Here is a 14602-nt window from a genome sequence, read left to right as displayed (position 1 = left end):
ATGAAATTTTCTCTGTCTTGGCTACGTGAGCATTTGGACTTTACGGCCTCCCTTGATGAGATTTGTGCTCGTCTTAATAAAATTGGCCTTGAAGTTGAGAGTGTTGAAAACCCAGCTCAGAAACTGGCAGGTTTCAGGACTGCAAAAATTAAGGAAGCACACCCGCATCCAGATGCAGATCGGCTGCAGTTATGTCGTGTCGCTGCGGGTGCAGGTTATGAAGATTTACAGGTTGTATGTGGTGCTCCCAATGCGCGCGCGGGATTGCATGTAATTTTTGCACCTCCAGGGACTTATGTTCCCGGACTGGATATCACGATAAAAAAAGGGAAGATCCGGGGGGAAGAGAGTGGAGGCATGCTCTGCTCACTTAAAGAGTTAGGCCTTGGTGAGGAAACAGGTGGTATTGCCGAGCTTTCTCCAACGGCTCCGATTGGAGAGCCTTATGCGGTTTATGCCGATTTAGATGACCCGGTTATAGAAATATCGATTACACCTAACCGAGGGGATGCCTTAAGTATCCGCGGCATTGCGCGTGATCTTGCCGCTTCAGGGATTGGTCATTTAAAGCCATTTCTGACGGAGGCTGTTGAAGGCAAATTTGAACCCTCTATTACATGGAAGAAGGATGAGGAGGGCTGTTATTTCGTCGTTGGACGCATTGTTCGCGGGGTAAAAAACGGTCCAAGCCCTGAATGGCTTCAGAAAAGGCTGAAGGCTGTCGGTGTAAAGCCGATTTCAGCTTTGGTCGACGTAACAAATTATTTAACATATGATTTGGGACGACCTCTCCATGTTTTTGATGTAGCCAAATTGTCTGGGAATGTGTTGACCGTGACGCAGGCTGCACGTGAAACCTTCACCGCTCTTGATGATCATGAATATGTTCTAGGAACGGACGATCTTGTTATCGTGGATGATGCTGGGGTGCAGTCTCTAGCGGGAATTATCGGCGGGAAATCAAGTGGCGTAGATGAAAATACGACAGATGTTTTCATTGAAGCAGCACTTTTTGATCCTGTAAAGATTGCATTAACAGGGCGTCGTTTAGGCGTTCATACGGATGCACGCCAGCGTTACGAAAGAGGGATTGATCCTGCGCTTGTGCGCAATGGTCTTGAAGCTGCGACAGGGATGATCCAAGAACTGTGTGGTGGAGAAGCCAGCGAAGTCACAGAAGTGGGGGCTCTGCCTCAATGGGAGCGTACGGCGACCCTTCGTTTTGAACGGTTAGAAACGCTTGGGGGTGTAAAAATTCAACCTGATGAGGCTATTCGTTCATTAGAGCATTTAGGCTTTGAGGTTGTTGAACAAAATGATGAAAGTGTAACGCTTTCAGTGCCTTCTTGGCGGAATGATGTTGCTTCTGGAAAGTTCCTGTCTCAGGGCGTTACTCTTGATGAGGTCATTGCTCGGAAAGCTGCTGCGCATGTAGAGCGGATGGAGGCAGAGAATGATCTTATAGAAGAAATTCTTCGTCTTTATGGACTAGATAATGTTGAGCCAGTCGCATTGCCTCAACTCAGTTTAGTTCCTCCTTCGGCTGTTACGCCCAAACAAGCACGCTCCACACTCTTGCGGCGTGTTTGTGCTGAACGTGGATTGATGGAGACCGTTGGCTTTTCATTTGTCGCATATGATGATGCTGTGTTGTTTGGAGAGGTTCCAGAAAGCCAGCGTTTATTAAATCCAATCGCTACGGATTTAAATCAGTTACGGCCAACACCATTAGTTAATTTAGCCAAGGCTTTAAGCCGCAATCTTGCGAGAGGGTTGGGCTTCTCAGGAGAAGCTGCGCTTTTTGAACTTGGTCCTTGTTTTGATGGAGAGGGGCAGCACCTCAGATTAGCAGGGTTGAGGGGCGGTTTAACGGCCAGAGAACCGGGAAAATCTGCTCAGGATGCGAGTATTTGGGAGGCCAAGGCTGACTTGTTCGCTGCGTTGAATGCTTTAGGGGTTCCTGAAGCATCCTTACAAGTGACGACAGATCATCTTCCGATGTTTTATCATCCCGGTCGTGCGGGGAATGTAACGCAAGGCCCTAAGCTGGTATTAGGCAGTTTTGGGGAGTTACATCCACGTGTGGTTCGTACTCTAGGATTAAGCGGAACAGTTGTTGCGTTTGAGTTGTACCTTGATAAGGTGCCGTTGCCTAAAGCAAAGCGTAAAACGTCTATTGTTCTGTCAACATTACAACCTGTACGCCGTGATTTTGCCTTTTTGGTAAAGAATGATGTTGAGGCACAAGCTGTTATCAAAGCGGTGCGTGCTGGAGATCGGAATCTGATTCAGGATGTAAGATTGTTTGACATCTTTGAGGGCAAAACTCTTCCAGAAGGGTACCGATCTCTCGGAATAGAGGTTACGCTACAACCTCAGACAGAAAGCTTGACAGATGCGCGCCTTGAAGCGGTGTCTCAAGCGATTGAGGCCGCTGTTCTGAAAGCGACAGGAGCTGTGTTGCGTCGATGAAGTTCTTCTCTAAATTCAAAAAACAGTCCAGTGCACCGATCGAAACATCTGAAAAAAATGTTTTGCCACAGCATGGACGTGTGATTTGGATTTTGGCTGGAGAGGCCAGTGGAGATGTTATTGGTGCGCGATTAATGCTCGCTTTGGCTGCTAAAGACCCAACGCTGGTGTTCGCTGGTGTTGGCGGTGGACGAATGGGAGCATTAGGGCTTCAAAGTCTGTTTCCTATGAGTGATCTTGCCGTGATGGGACTGGTTGAAGTTCTGCCACGGGTGAGAATGCTTTCCCAGCGTTTACTGGAATGCGTACAAGATATCGAATTACGTAAGCCAGACCTTATCGTGACGATTGATAGCCCCGGTTTTGCTCTGCGTTTGCTCCAGAAAATAGAACATCTTGGAATTAAGCGCGTTCATTATGTTGCGCCTCAAGTGTGGGCTTGGCGTGAAAACCGGGTAAAAGAGTTCCCTGGGCTATGGGACCGTCTCTTGTGCTTGTTGCCTTTTGAGAAAGAATGGTTCGCTGAGAGGGGAATAGAAGCCCACTTTGTAGGGCATCCTGTTTTACAATCGGGTGTGAGGCAAGGAGAGGGAGATCGCTTCCGTAAGCGGCATGATATTCCTAAAGACGCTCCAATCGTTATTCTCATGCCAGGAAGCCGACGCTCGGAAGCGTCTCGTTTATTACCAGTTTTTCGTAAAATGCTGGATATTCTTAAAAAGAAATATCCTGATATTTGCCCTGTTATTCCGATTGCTCCAGTTATTGCACCTGCTATTCGTCAGATGATACGGAAGTGGGATGTTCACCCTTATGTTGTAACGGATATTCACGATAAGCATGATGCGTTTGCTGCGGCTCAGTGTGCTTTAACCAAATCTGGGACATCAACCTTAGAGCTGGCGATGGGGAATGTTCCCATGGTGGTGACGTATCGTGTTAATCCAATAACGGCAGCTATCGTCCGCCGTATGATTAAAGTGCCATATGTTGCAATGGTGAATATTTTAAGCCAGCAGGAAGTGGTTCCTGAAATGCTTCAGGAAAACTGTACTCCACAGAAGCTGGCTGGGGTGGTTATTAAGCTGCTTGAAGACCAAAACGAAATCGCAAAGCAGCGTACCGCATTCAGTAAACTGCCAGAAATGCTGTCTCCCGGGGGAGATAAAACTCCAGCAGATGCTGCTGCAGAAGAAATTTTAGACCTCTTGGATGAAAAGCAATAACATTCATCCAAGAGGGAGAAATTTAGCGAATAAAACCAACGAGTTTTTCTGCTTCCTGAACGATAGGTTCAGAAATGCTGCGTGCATGTTCGGCACCTGTACGAAGAACAGAAATAAGATGATCTTTATTTTTGAGTAAGTGCTGAGTTTCGGTCGCCACTGGAGCCAGCTTGGCGACAAGTAAGTCCGTTAAAGCAGATTTAAATTGACCAAAGCCTTCACCGCCAAATTGTTGCAAGATGGCTTCAGGTGTTGTTTCTGACATGGCAGCATAAATTGTGACTAGGTTACGTGCCTCTGGCCTTTCAGCCAGACCATCGATCTCACTTGGCAAAGGCTCTGGGTCGGTTTTGGCGCGCCGTATTTTAAGAGCAATTTCATCAGCTGTGTCGGTTAAAACAATGCGGCTTTGTTCTGACGGATCAGACTTGGACATCTTTTTGCTTCCGTCACGTAAGCTCATAACGCGTGCAGCAGCGGGGGGAATAAATGCTTCGATTTCTGGGAAGAAATCAACTCCCATATCATGATTGAATTTTTGTGCGATATCATTGGCAAGTTCAATATGTTGCTTTTGATCATCACCAACAGGAATACGCGTTGCATGAAAAGCGAGAATATCCGCCGCCATGAGGTTAGGATAAACATACAGACCTGCTGAATGATTTTCTCTGTTCTTTCCCGCTTTATCTTTAAATTGAGTCATGCGGTTGAGCCAGCCTAACCGTGCAACACAATTGAAAATCCATCCTAGACGCGCATGTGCGCTGACAGCGGATTGGTTATATAGCCGTGTTGGTTCAATCCCCGCAGCGAGAAGGCAAGCAGCAGATCCAAGCGTTTGTTGCCGGAGTTCTTCTGGAGACCATGGCATAGTGATGGAATGCATATCGACAAGGCAAAAGATACAATCATGGTCAGATTGAAGTTTCACCCAGTTACGGATAGCTCCAAGATAATTACCAAGATGGGGAATGCCTGTAGGCTGAATACCGGAAAATACGCGTTGCATGAGATCTTCTGTTGATAGAGTTAAGGAAGAGGATGTTTGAGGTTAAGGTTCTGACGCTCTTTGTAGGTTAAGGCAGGGTCCCCAGAGAGGAGGCGAGCGTGGGCAATATCCTGAGGCGTAATAATTGGAGAAGGTTTAGTCTCACCACGAGAAATAAGCCAATTAAGAATTTCAGAAATTTCCTGATCATTTAAACGATCACGAAAAGAAGGCATGCTATAATTATAAGTATAGCCTTGTGTTGTGAATGGTCCATGTAAACCATTGAGGAGTACATCGGCTAGATAGCGCCGCCCTTCAGGGGATTGGGCGATAATATCTAGTCGCCCAACAAGAGGTGGGATTTCACCCGGCATACCTTTTCCACCATGATGGCAAATTCCGCAGTTAGGGCCATAAGCCGTCTGCCCCGGAGATTTCTTTCCACAGCAAGCCAAAGAGATGCATAGAAAAAGAAGAAAGCGTTTCATGGGAAGGAGGTCCATTTATTGAACTTTAATCTTATAATAAAGACCTTGTAGGGAAAAGGGTGATGGGTATGTTTATATCGTGACTTTTTGTTCTGGAAGGTAGATTACTGCATTTTTGTAAGGGCTAGATTATGAATAAAAAGGGCCGTTTGGAATTGTATGTTGGGCCAATGTTTTCGGGAAAATCAGCTCATTTGCTTGCTATTGCAGAGGAATACCCCAAAGCCCTTATATTAAAACCGGTATTTGATACACGAGATGGCTCATTCTTGGCCAGTCGAAATGGGATCCAGAAAAAGGCACTTTCTATTACAAAATGGCCAGATATAGCGCGTTATTCTTCCGAAATTATATTGGATGAGTTTCAGTTTATGACAGCACCCTATTATCAGGGGAATATTATTGCTGAGTTAGAGAGTTTTAAAAATTCTGGAGGATTTATAGCGGTCGCTGGTCTTGATACGGACTACCAGAGGAAGCCTTTTTCCGTAGTACGGGACTTATCATGTATTGCTGATGACGTTGTGCATTTGAAGGCTGAATGTTCAGTGTGCTCCCATCCTGCGTCTTGGACAGCAAAGATACTGGAGACAGGTCAGAGACTGCAAACAGGGGATCAGGAAATGTATCAGGCTCGTTGTGATCGACATTGGAGCCTCCCGAGATAATAACTATGGCTTATCTCTCGGGAGGGAGGGTAGTTTATATTAGTTTGCTGTAGGGCCGTTATTGACACCAAGCAGTCTAATTTTAAATATCAGTGGACTGTTTGGAGGAATAATACCCATAGAACGATTGCCGTACGCCAGCTTCGGTGGAAGGTAAAGCATCCACTCGTCTCCAACGTGCATCATAGGAAGAGCTTCAAGCCAGCCTTCTACAAGTCCATCCAGAGGCATTTCCATATAGGTGCCATTACCATGCTGGTCAGAACTGTCGAAGATCCCTCCGTCTGGAAGACGTCCTTCATAAATCACCATAACAGTGGATCCACGGTGAGGACTATCCCCGTCCTTGGGGCCAGACTTAAGCACTTTATAAGCTAGTCCATCTGGAAGAGTTTTAACGCCCGGCTCAGATTGGACTTTTTTCATGAATTGATCTGCAGAAATTTCGGGTGCGTCGTGATCATGAGCACACCCTGTTTCTGTCAATGCAAAGAGGCTACAAAGAGCTAATGCAGGGGTAAGACGAAATAAACGTTTCATATATTCCCTCATTTTAAAGCGCACCACCACGTCGGCCAATTTGCCCTCCAATCCGCAGACGCAAAGCATTTAGCTTGATAAAGCCTTGAGCGTCTTGTTGGTTATAGGCGCCTTCATCGTCTTCAAAGGTGACAACGCGTGCATCATAAAGGCTATTGGGGCTCTCGCGTCCTACACAAACGACATTGCCTTTATAGAGTTTCATACGGACACGGCCTGTGACGGAATGTTGGCTTGTGTCGATAAGAGCTTGCAGCATACGGCGTTCTGGAGAGAACCAGAAACCGTTATAAATCAACTCAGCATAGCGTGGCATGATGCTGTCTTTAAGGTGAGCAGCTTCCCGGTCAAGTGTAATGCTTTCCATTGCCCGGTGAGCGGCAAGCAGAATGGTTCCACCTGGTGTTTCGTAAATACCACGGGATTTCATACCAACAAATCGGTTCTCAACGATATCTAACCGACCAATTCCGTTGTCACGTCCAAGTTCATTCAGACGAGCCAGAAGAGTGGCGGGGCTCATAGCAACGCCATTAATTGCTACAGGGTCCCCTTCGACGAAATCAATGCTAATTTCAGTTGCTTTATCTGGAGCCGCTTCTGGAGAAATTGTGCGTTGGAAGACAATTTCATCAGGGGCTTCTGCTGGGTTTTCCAGAATTTTTCCTTCAGAAGAGGAATGCAGAAGGTTCGCATCCACAGAGAAGGGAGCTTCTCCACGTTTATCTTTGGTTACTGGGATCTGATTTTCTTCAGCAAAGGCCAAAAGTTTAGTGCGGGAGGTCAAATCCCATTCACGCCACGGAGCGATGACCTTTACATCAGGCTTTAAAGCATAATAGCTGAGCTCAAAGCGGACCTGATCATTCCCTTTTCCTGTGGCACCGTGTGCAACGGCATCTGCTCCAACAGCTTCAGCAATTTCAATCTGACGCTTGGAGATTAGGGGACGAGCAATAGAGGTTCCAAGAAGATATTGGCCTTCGTAAACAGTGTTCGCCCGGAACATTGGGAAGACATAGTCTTTAACGAAAGTTTCGCGTAGATCATCGACAAAGATCTCCTTAACGCCAAACATTTCTGCTTTTTTACGGGCAGGCTCTAATTCTTCACCTTGGCCCAGATCCGCTGTGAAAGTTACCACTTCACAGTTATATGTTTTTTGCAGCCATCGCAGGATGACCGAAGTGTCTAGGCCGCCAGAATAGGCCAGCACAACTTTCTTGACATCCTGATGGGTGCTCATGTGTTTGTATCCTTAAAAGTTAGAGAACGATTATTGGTATAAAAAAAGGGACTTGTAGCATTCCCTTTCAAAGAAAGGAAAGTCTGCTCTTATAGACTTTTACGCTGGCGCTCGCTTTCGGTTTTGAGTTGTCCGCATGCAGCCAGAATATCTCGCCCTCGTGGTGTACGAATAGGTGAAGAAAACCCAGCGTCCATAACAATTTTGGCAAACTTTGCGAGTTGCTCTTTTGTGGATGGACGGAAGTCAGAACCAGGCCAAGGATTGAAGGGGATAAGGTTCACTTTGGCGGGCAAATCTTTAATCAACCGGACGAGTTCGCGTGCATCGGCTTCGCTATCATTCACATCACGAAGCATAATGTACTCAAAGGTAATGCGCCGAGAGTTGGAAGCAGCCGGGTAACGCTTACAGGCCGCCATCAGTTCTTCGATAGGGTACTTACGGTTGAGAGGGACAATCTTATCCCGTAGCTCATTGGTGACAGCATGGAGGGAGATGGCAAGGTTAATGCCAAGTTCATCTCCACAGCGATCCATCATAGGAACAACGCCTGAGGTAGAGAGGGTAATTCTGCGCCGGGAGAGGGCAATACCATCACCATCCATGATGATGCGCATGGCCTTGGCAACGTTCTCATAATTATAGAGAGGTTCGCCCATGCCCATCAACACGATTGTGGAGAGAAGGCGAGGAGTATCCCCCGTGGGGCTTGGCCATTCGTTATAGCTGTCACGTGCGGCCATGAATTGCCCGACAATTTCAGCCGATCCTAAATTGCGAACGAGCTTTTGCGTTCCCGTATGGCAAAAGGTACAGGAAAGCGTGCAGCCCACTTGTGATGAAATACACACCGCCCCACGGTCTTCGCGACGATCGGGGATATAAACGGTTTCTGCTTCCTGATCATCCCGGAAGCGGAAAAGGAATTTGCGTGTTTCGTCGACGGATGTTTGTTCCAGTGTTGTGCTGGGGCGGCCGACAATGAAATGTTCTGCAAGCTTTGTTTGAAGAGGCTTGGCAATTGTGCTCATCTTCGAGAAGTCAGTGGCCCCTTGATGATAAATCCAGTGCCAAAGTTGTTTGGCCCGGAAAGGCTTCTCTCCAATGTCAACCAGAAGTTCTGTCAGCTCTTCACGGGATAGGCCGACAAGATCACGCCGGCCATCAGCCAGCTTGGCTTCCGGAGGAGCAAATAACGCGGATTTCGCGTGGATACGCTCACGTTCTTGAGTATTAAGCGAATCAGCTTCAATTGAGTTGATACGTGGGGGAGTGTCGGGATGTTTGAGCACGGTCATGGCGCGCGGAGCCATAGCACGGAGAAGGATCACATTTCCAAGGAAAATTAAGTGATGGTAGGATTATTATGAAAATATATTGGATTTTATAATAATCATCTATTTTTGAGGGTAATTTTATGAGCGATCAAAAACTGATACCGCCTTTTGATTTAGAAGCAGCACAAGCAAAGGTAAGAGCCGCTGAAGATTTATGGAATCAGCAAGTCCCGCAGCAGATTGCTCAAGCCTATACGCAGGATAGCCGCTGGAGGAACAGGAGCCATTTTTTACAGGGCCATTCTGCAATAATTCATTTTTTGATGCAAAAGTGGGAGCAGGAAAAATCGTATAAACTTATTAAAGAGCTATGGTCGTTTCAGGATCATCGTATCGCAGTGCGTTTTGCTTATGAATGGCACGACGTAAACGGGCGTTGGTGGCGATCTTATGGGAATGAAAACTGGCAATTTAATGCGGAAGGTCTCATGGAGGAACGCCATGCAAGTATTAACGATGTGTCAATAGAATCAAGAGACCGCCTCTTTTTATGGCAAGGGCATGTGAGACCGAGTGACCATCCGGGGTTAACGGATCTAGGATTATAACACTTTAGTTTTTACGCCGGGCGGCAATCAGGAATTCACGGTTGCCTTCAGGCCCTGTGATGGGGCTTGGCTCAATACCTAATACTTCCCAATCTGGGAGAGCGGAAAACCATTCCTGAATTTCATGGCAGACGCGTTCATGGACTGCCGCATCTCTAACCACGCCTTTCGCGCCAACCTCGGATCGACCGGCTTCGAACTGGGGCTTAATCAACGCAATTACCCAAGCCCTTGGGGATGTTAGTGCGAGGGCTGCGGGTAGAACTGTTTTTAAACTAATAAAGCTGGCATCACAGACAACGATATCAGCTAATTCAGGAATTTGCTCTGCCGTTAGGGCGCGTGCATTTGTCTTTTCCATAACCACGACGCGTTCATCTGAGCGTATTTTCCAAGCAAGCTGCCCGTGCCCTACATCAACAGCATATACTTTGCGTGCACCGTGGGTGAGTAATACGTCTGTAAATCCGCCCGTAGAGGCACCTACGTCGATAGCAATTCGATCTGTTGGATCAAGCTGAAAATGCTCAATCCCATGGATCAGTTTTAACCCCCCGCGAGATACCCAAGGATGATCTTGGCCTTTTAGAGATAGGGGAGCGTCTTCTTTTAATTGATCACCAGCTTTTGCAATTTTACGATCACCAGAAAAAGCTAAGCCCGCCATAATGAGGGCCTGAGCGCGTGTTCGGCTTTCAACCAGCCCCCGATCAACGAGGAGCTGGTCTGCGCGGCGTTTTGCCATGAAAAAGTTACTTCTGAGAAGATTGGCTAAGGGCAGCCTTCGCTGTTTTTACAATATGAGGAGCCGTTAGGCCGGCTTCATCATACTGAACCTCAGGCGTGTTGTGGTCGATGTATTTATCAGGGAAAGCCATGGGGCGGAACTTTACCTGATCCAGCAATCCTGTATCTGCTAAGTGCTGCACAACAAGACTGCTGAAGCCCCCAATGGCACCTTCTTCCAACGTGATAAAGACTTCATGCTGTTGAGCCAGCTTTTCGACTAGATCTGTATCGATTGGTTTGGCAAAGCGTGCATCTGCAACAGTAACAGGGATGCCTTGTGCTGTGAGTTGACCTGCTGCACGAAGTGCTTCTTGCAGGCGAGGGCCTAAAGAGAGAATAGCAACGCCTTCTTTTTCTTTTGAAGGAGATTGCGGTTCTTGAACGATACGTCCTTTTCCAATTTCAAGAACTTCGCCTGCTTCTGGTAGTTCTAGGCCAATGCCGCTTCCACGAGGGTAGCGGAAGGCAATAGGGCCGGCGTCATACTCACACGCTGTTGCAGTGGCGTGAAGAAGCTCAACTTCATCTGCAGGGGCCATAACAACCATGTTGGGAAGGCAACAGAGGTAGTTCAGGTCAAACGAACCAGCGTGCGTTGCTCCGTCGGCTCCGACTAGCCCTGCACGATCAATGGCAAAACGGACCGGAAGGTTTTGTAAAGCAACGTCATGTACAACTTGGTCATAAGCGCGTTGTAAAAAGGTTGAGTAAATAGCGCAAATGGGGCGCAGACCTTCAGAGGCAATGCCTGCTGCAAAGGTAACCGCATGTTGCTCTGCAATCCCAACGTCAAAGAAGCGATCAGGATAAGTTTTTGCGAAATCGTGTAAACCTGTCCCAGACGGCATAGCTGCTGTAATGGTAACAAGTTTATCATCTGTTTTTGCGCGTCTCATTAATTCACGGCCAAAAACAGATGTGTAGCTTGCTGGGCCAGCAGGTGCTTTTTTCTGCTCACCTGTAGCGACATTAAACTTGCTTACAGCATGATATTTGTCACCAGCAGATTCCGCAGGCTTATAGCCACGGCCTTTTTCTGTGATGATGTGAAGGAGGATAGGGCCTTGATCTTCTGCGTCTCTAAGGTTGCGTAAGATAGGCACTAGCTGGTTCATATCATGGCCATCGACGGGACCTATATAATAAAAACCAAGCTCTTCAAAGAGAGTGCCACCCGTAATCATGCTACGAGCATATTCTTCAGCGCGCTTAGCGGTCCGTTCAAATTTGCCGGGTAGACGTTTGGCAAACTTACCAGCTAAGTCTCTAAGATTGAAGAATTGGCGAGATGTCATCAGCCTAGAAAGATAGTTGGACATAGAGCCAACCGGTGGAGCAATTGACATTTCATTGTCATTTAAAACAACAATCAGTCGGTTTGCTCCAGGGCCTGCTACCGCAGCATTGTTCATAGCTTCGTAGGCCATGCCTGCGGAGATCGAACCATCACCAATAACGGCGATTACGTTACGTTCATGATAGCTAGGGTCTTCTTCAGCGCGCAGATGGTGCGCGACGGCCATTCCTAAGCCTGCCGAGATAGATGTAGAGGAGTGAGCAGCACCAAACGGGTCATATTCACTTTCTGAGCGGCGGGTAAAGCCAGATAGTCCGTGAGGTTGCCGTAATGTACGAATACGATCACGACGGCCCGTTAGAATTTTGTGAGGATAAGCCTGATGGCCAACATCCCAGATAATCCGGTCATCGGGAGTGTTAAAAACGGCATGAAGAGCAACAGTAAGCTCAACCACTCCTAGAGAAGCACCAAGGTGTCCTCCCGTTGTGGAAACAGCGTCAACAGTTTCGGATCTGAGTTCGTGAGCGAGTTGTTTCAGCTGATCTACGGAAAGATTTCGCATATCAGAGGGAAGAGTGACGCGGTCCAGAATTGGATATTGACCGTATGTAGGGATTTTTGAATTTGAGTCACTCATGAAATTAGTTCCTGCGCTCCACAACGTAATCGGCAAGCGCTCTGAGGGTGTTGGCTTTTTCATTAAAAGAGGAAAGTGCGTCGCGCGCTTGTTCACTTAAGCGACGCGCTTCGGCTTTAGCGCCATCAATGCCGAGTAATGATACATAAGTTGATTTGCCGTTGGCTTCATCTTTTCCAGCTGTTTTACCAAGTTCTTCGGCACTCGCTGTTGAGTCGAGAACATCATCGGCTACTTGGAATGCAGTGCCTAGGTTGTTTCCATAGGAGATAATAGCGTCACGGCGTTCATCTGTTACTCCTGCGAGAATGGCGCCTGCCTCTGCGGAGTAGCGGATAAGAGCTCCTGTTTTCATAGCATGGAGGCGACGAACTTCATTAAGAGGGAGTGCACGACCTTCCCCTTGAATATCAATCACTTGTCCACCAACCATTCCTGCTGAGCCAGAAGCTTTAGCAAGGGCGAGAGCTAAATTAGCTCTGATAAGCGGATCTGAATGAGTCTCAGGATCGAGCAGGACTTCGAACGCACTCGTTTGAAGCGCATCACCGGCCAGAATGGCGATGGCTTCATTAAATTGACGGTGTGTTGAAGGGCGTCCACGACGGAGATCATCATCATCCATTGATGGCAAGTCATCATGGACGAGGGAGTATGCATGCAGGAATTCAACAGAAGCAGCGACGCGGAGCGCTGATTGTCTGGAAGCACCAAAGAGAGAGGCGACTTCTACGGCAAGAAAACCACGAAGGCGTTTGCCTCCTCCTAGAGCTGCATAACGCATGGCTTCGAGGAGAATGGCATCATCTCCGGGAACCATTGGCAAAAGGGAATCAATGGTTTGTTCTATGTCGGAGCACGCGTGCGAAAGGGACTCTTTTAGAGCAGAAGAATGATTATTGGGGCTCATTGAGCTTTTTCTCCGCTAGAATCAAGAGGTTCTGTCCCTATCGTTTCATCATCTTTTTGTACGATTGCACGCACACGCATTTCCGCTTCCCCAAGTTTGGCATCACAATGCTTACGCAATGCAGCTCCTCGCTCATAAGCTGAGATGGCATCTTCCAATTTCATTTGCCCACCTTCTAAGCCCCGAACGATTTGCTCGAGTTCAGAAAGAGCATCTTCGAAAGACATGGCTTCAATTGGTTTAGGCATAGAGGCGTCTCAAGATACTTAGGGAATAACGTAACCAACGGATTGGATTACAGGGAGACTAAACCTTTTTCCACCCCCCAATGGAAAGAAACTCTTAATTTTTTCAAAAGAGTGGGGGTTATTTTTTGCGAATAATAAAAGAAAAGACACCAGAATTTTCGGTAAAAGCGATTAGAGAGTGGCCTGTTTCCCGACAAAAAGATTGGAAATCTGCGACAGAAGCACGGTCAGTCGTTAAAACACGAAGCCGATCACCAGATTCTATATCACGTAAAGCACGATTTGTTTTTAAAACAGGAATAGGACAGATTAGCCCTTTCAAGTCGAGAAAAGTCTCTTTTAAGTCACTCATTGCGTTATGAAAGAAGTTTTTTAAACATAAGCTAATTATAGGACTGTAGAATTATTTTGTCGCTATAATTTTTTGGTAAGACGGTTATTGAGCTGACCAAAAAATGTGGTGTTCCCTGTATGGGATAGATTAAAACCGCGATGTAACCAAATCTTGCCGCCGAGAGAGGCCCAGCGATGGCAGAAAGCAAAGTCTTCTGACAGGTATGTTTGAGTTGTAGGGTGAATGATGCAATCAAATAAAGCGAAAGCTTTGGCGTGTGTCGCGGCCGTATGCCCTGTCTGTTTCGCATCAATTCTAGAGTATTGTGTTTGGGGATAGGCGACAATTAATTTTTGAATAGCGTCTCGTGATAACAGCATAAAGCCTGTTCCAATATAGGGAACTTCTACCACATGGTTGGTTGAGGCATTTTCATGATTGAGGCTGTTATTATCACCCACGTACCGTAAACTGGCTGTTTGAGCGGGTTCACCTTGTTGGATACGGTGAGTTGTCTCATCATCCCAGTAATGGTTTTTGAGAGGATATGCTCCACCGATGATGGGTTTTTGTGCTGCAAGAAGCGCAAGAATATCGGAGAACTCGAAACCAATATCACTATCTATGAAGAGAATATGGCTTGCGTCTGTCATTGTCATGAACTGATGCAGGAGAGTATTGCGTGCTCGTGTGATAAGAGCATCACTCCCTAGTGTCGATAAGGTCAGCTTAATGTTGTGTTGAGATGCTTCGGCCATACAGGCAATCAGAGAATGCATGTATGGCAAAGTGACAGAGCTGTTAAAACAAGGAGTAGCAATAAAGATATGGGGTGCAGAGGTCATGTTGTGAGTATGACCTA

Annotated in this window: 15 protein-coding genes; 4 read left to right on the top strand and 11 right to left on the bottom strand. The window is 46.9% G+C overall.

The genetic code is table 11. The features are described from left to right. Both pheT and lpxB read left to right on the top strand, forming a co-directional pair. Entirely contained in the window at positions 1-2472 is a 2472-nt protein-coding gene (gene pheT, locus E3D00_RS01450) for a phenylalanine--tRNA ligase subunit beta (protein WP_141459285.1), read from the top strand. Next, on the top strand, positions 2469-3698 hold the full coding sequence (gene lpxB, locus E3D00_RS01445) for a lipid-A-disaccharide synthase (protein WP_141459283.1): 1230 nt from the start codon (positions 2469-2471) through the stop codon (positions 3696-3698). The genes pheT and lpxB overlap by 4 nt, the downstream gene beginning before the upstream one ends. A 22-nt stretch (positions 3699-3720) precedes the next feature. Here the strand turns inward: lpxB and trpS are convergent, their stop codons facing one another. Beyond that, positions 3721-4710, bottom strand: coding sequence for a tryptophan--tRNA ligase (gene trpS, locus E3D00_RS01440; RefSeq protein ID WP_141459281.1), 990 nt, complete (start codon positions 4708-4710; stop codon positions 3721-3723). 20 nt (positions 4711-4730) lie between these two features. Further along, positions 4731-5180: a c-type cytochrome gene (locus E3D00_RS01435; RefSeq protein WP_141459280.1), complete on the bottom strand. Its 450-nt coding sequence runs from the start codon at positions 5178-5180 to the stop codon at positions 4731-4733. Positions 5181-5311: 131 nt separating this feature from the next. On the opposite strand from E3D00_RS01435, the gene E3D00_RS01430 reads away from it, so the two are divergent. After that, a complete protein-coding gene (locus tag E3D00_RS01430; RefSeq protein ID WP_141459278.1) occupies positions 5312-5848 on the top strand; it encodes a thymidine kinase in 537 nt (178 codons plus the stop codon). Positions 5849-5887: 39 nt separating this feature from the next. Here the strand turns inward: E3D00_RS01430 and E3D00_RS01425 are convergent, their stop codons facing one another. The 3 genes from E3D00_RS01425 to rlmN form a co-directional block, all read right to left on the bottom strand. Beyond that, positions 5888-6388, bottom strand: a complete 501-nt coding sequence (locus E3D00_RS01425; RefSeq protein WP_141459276.1) for an FKBP-type peptidyl-prolyl cis-trans isomerase — start codon at positions 6386-6388, stop codon at positions 5888-5890. A gap of 13 nt (positions 6389-6401) precedes the next feature. Further along, positions 6402-7634, bottom strand: a complete 1233-nt coding sequence (locus E3D00_RS01420) for an argininosuccinate synthase (RefSeq protein ID WP_141459274.1) — start codon at positions 7632-7634, stop codon at positions 6402-6404. An 89-nt stretch (positions 7635-7723) separates the two neighbouring features. Next, positions 7724-8935 (bottom strand): 23S rRNA (adenine(2503)-C(2))-methyltransferase RlmN, encoded by a 1212-nt coding sequence (gene rlmN / locus E3D00_RS01415; protein WP_141462320.1) that lies wholly within the window; start codon positions 8933-8935, stop codon positions 7724-7726. Positions 8936-9054: 119 nt separating this feature from the next. On the opposite strand from rlmN, the gene E3D00_RS01410 reads away from it, so the two are divergent. Then, positions 9055-9522 (top strand): nuclear transport factor 2 family protein, encoded by a 468-nt coding sequence (locus E3D00_RS01410; RefSeq protein ID WP_141459272.1) that lies wholly within the window; start codon positions 9055-9057, stop codon positions 9520-9522. Between the two features lie 4 nt (positions 9523-9526). Here the strand turns inward: E3D00_RS01410 and E3D00_RS01405 are convergent, their stop codons facing one another. The 6 genes from E3D00_RS01405 to E3D00_RS01380 all read right to left on the bottom strand — a co-directional run bounded on the left by E3D00_RS01405 (position 9527) and on the right by E3D00_RS01380 (position 14585). Further along, positions 9527-10267 carry a TlyA family RNA methyltransferase gene (locus E3D00_RS01405; protein WP_141459270.1) on the bottom strand — a complete coding sequence of 247 codons (741 nt, stop codon included), beginning with the start codon at positions 10265-10267 and terminating at the stop codon, positions 9527-9529. Positions 10268-10274: 7 nt separating this feature from the next. Next, positions 10275-12248, bottom strand: coding sequence for a 1-deoxy-D-xylulose-5-phosphate synthase (gene dxs / locus E3D00_RS01400; RefSeq protein WP_141459268.1), 1974 nt, complete (start codon positions 12246-12248; stop codon positions 10275-10277). Between the two features lie 4 nt (positions 12249-12252). Then, positions 12253-13158 carry a polyprenyl synthetase family protein gene (locus E3D00_RS01395; protein WP_141459266.1) on the bottom strand — a complete coding sequence of 302 codons (906 nt, stop codon included), beginning with the start codon at positions 13156-13158 and terminating at the stop codon, positions 12253-12255. Next, entirely contained in the window at positions 13155-13406 is a 252-nt protein-coding gene (locus E3D00_RS01390) for an exodeoxyribonuclease VII small subunit (RefSeq protein WP_141459264.1), read from the bottom strand. The genes E3D00_RS01395 and E3D00_RS01390 overlap by 4 nt, the downstream gene beginning before the upstream one ends. Before the next feature lie 118 nt (positions 13407-13524). Next, positions 13525-13758, bottom strand: coding sequence for a sulfurtransferase TusA family protein (locus E3D00_RS01385; RefSeq protein ID WP_141459262.1), 234 nt, complete (start codon positions 13756-13758; stop codon positions 13525-13527). Positions 13759-13820: 62 nt separating this feature from the next. Continuing rightward, positions 13821-14585: a hypothetical protein gene (locus E3D00_RS01380; protein ID WP_141459260.1), complete on the bottom strand. Its 765-nt coding sequence runs from the start codon at positions 14583-14585 to the stop codon at positions 13821-13823. Positions 14586-14602 lie beyond the last annotated feature (17 nt).

Origin of the sequence: Swingsia samuiensis (assembly GCF_006542355.1) — a bacterium.
GTDB lineage: Bacteria > Pseudomonadota > Alphaproteobacteria > Acetobacterales > Acetobacteraceae > Gluconobacter > Gluconobacter samuiensis.
The sequence above is the reverse complement of the archived record's forward strand: the minus strand, read 5'-3'. Positions and strand labels throughout refer to the sequence as shown.

Coding starts and splice junctions, on each gene's coding strand:
- lpxB (WP_141459283.1), top strand. CDS start 2,469: ATGAAGTTCTTCTCTAAATTCAAAAAACAGTCCAGTGCACCGATCGAA.
- E3D00_RS01405 (WP_141459270.1), bottom strand. CDS start 10,267: ATGGCAAAACGCCGCGCAGACCAGCTCCTCGTTGATCGGGGGCTGGTT.
- trpS (WP_141459281.1), bottom strand. CDS start 4,710: ATGCAACGCGTATTTTCCGGTATTCAGCCTACAGGCATTCCCCATCTT.
- E3D00_RS01435 (WP_141459280.1), bottom strand. CDS start 5,180: ATGAAACGCTTTCTTCTTTTTCTATGCATCTCTTTGGCTTGCTGTGGA.
- E3D00_RS01430 (WP_141459278.1), top strand. CDS start 5,312: ATGAATAAAAAGGGCCGTTTGGAATTGTATGTTGGGCCAATGTTTTCG.
- E3D00_RS01410 (WP_141459272.1), top strand. CDS start 9,055: ATGAGCGATCAAAAACTGATACCGCCTTTTGATTTAGAAGCAGCACAA.
- E3D00_RS01390 (WP_141459264.1), bottom strand. CDS start 13,406: ATGCCTAAACCAATTGAAGCCATGTCTTTCGAAGATGCTCTTTCTGAA.
- E3D00_RS01395 (WP_141459266.1), bottom strand. CDS start 13,158: ATGAGCCCCAATAATCATTCTTCTGCTCTAAAAGAGTCCCTTTCGCAC.
- rlmN (WP_141462320.1), bottom strand. CDS start 8,935: ATGACCGTGCTCAAACATCCCGACACTCCCCCACGTATCAACTCAATT.
- E3D00_RS01425 (WP_141459276.1), bottom strand. CDS start 6,388: ATGAAACGTTTATTTCGTCTTACCCCTGCATTAGCTCTTTGTAGCCTC.
- pheT (WP_141459285.1), top strand. CDS start 1: ATGAAATTTTCTCTGTCTTGGCTACGTGAGCATTTGGACTTTACGGCC.
- dxs (WP_141459268.1), bottom strand. CDS start 12,248: ATGAGTGACTCAAATTCAAAAATCCCTACATACGGTCAATATCCAATT.
- E3D00_RS01380 (WP_141459260.1), bottom strand. CDS start 14,585: ATGACCTCTGCACCCCATATCTTTATTGCTACTCCTTGTTTTAACAGC.
- E3D00_RS01420 (WP_141459274.1), bottom strand. CDS start 7,634: ATGAGCACCCATCAGGATGTCAAGAAAGTTGTGCTGGCCTATTCTGGC.
- E3D00_RS01385 (WP_141459262.1), bottom strand. CDS start 13,758: ATGAGTGACTTAAAAGAGACTTTTCTCGACTTGAAAGGGCTAATCTGT.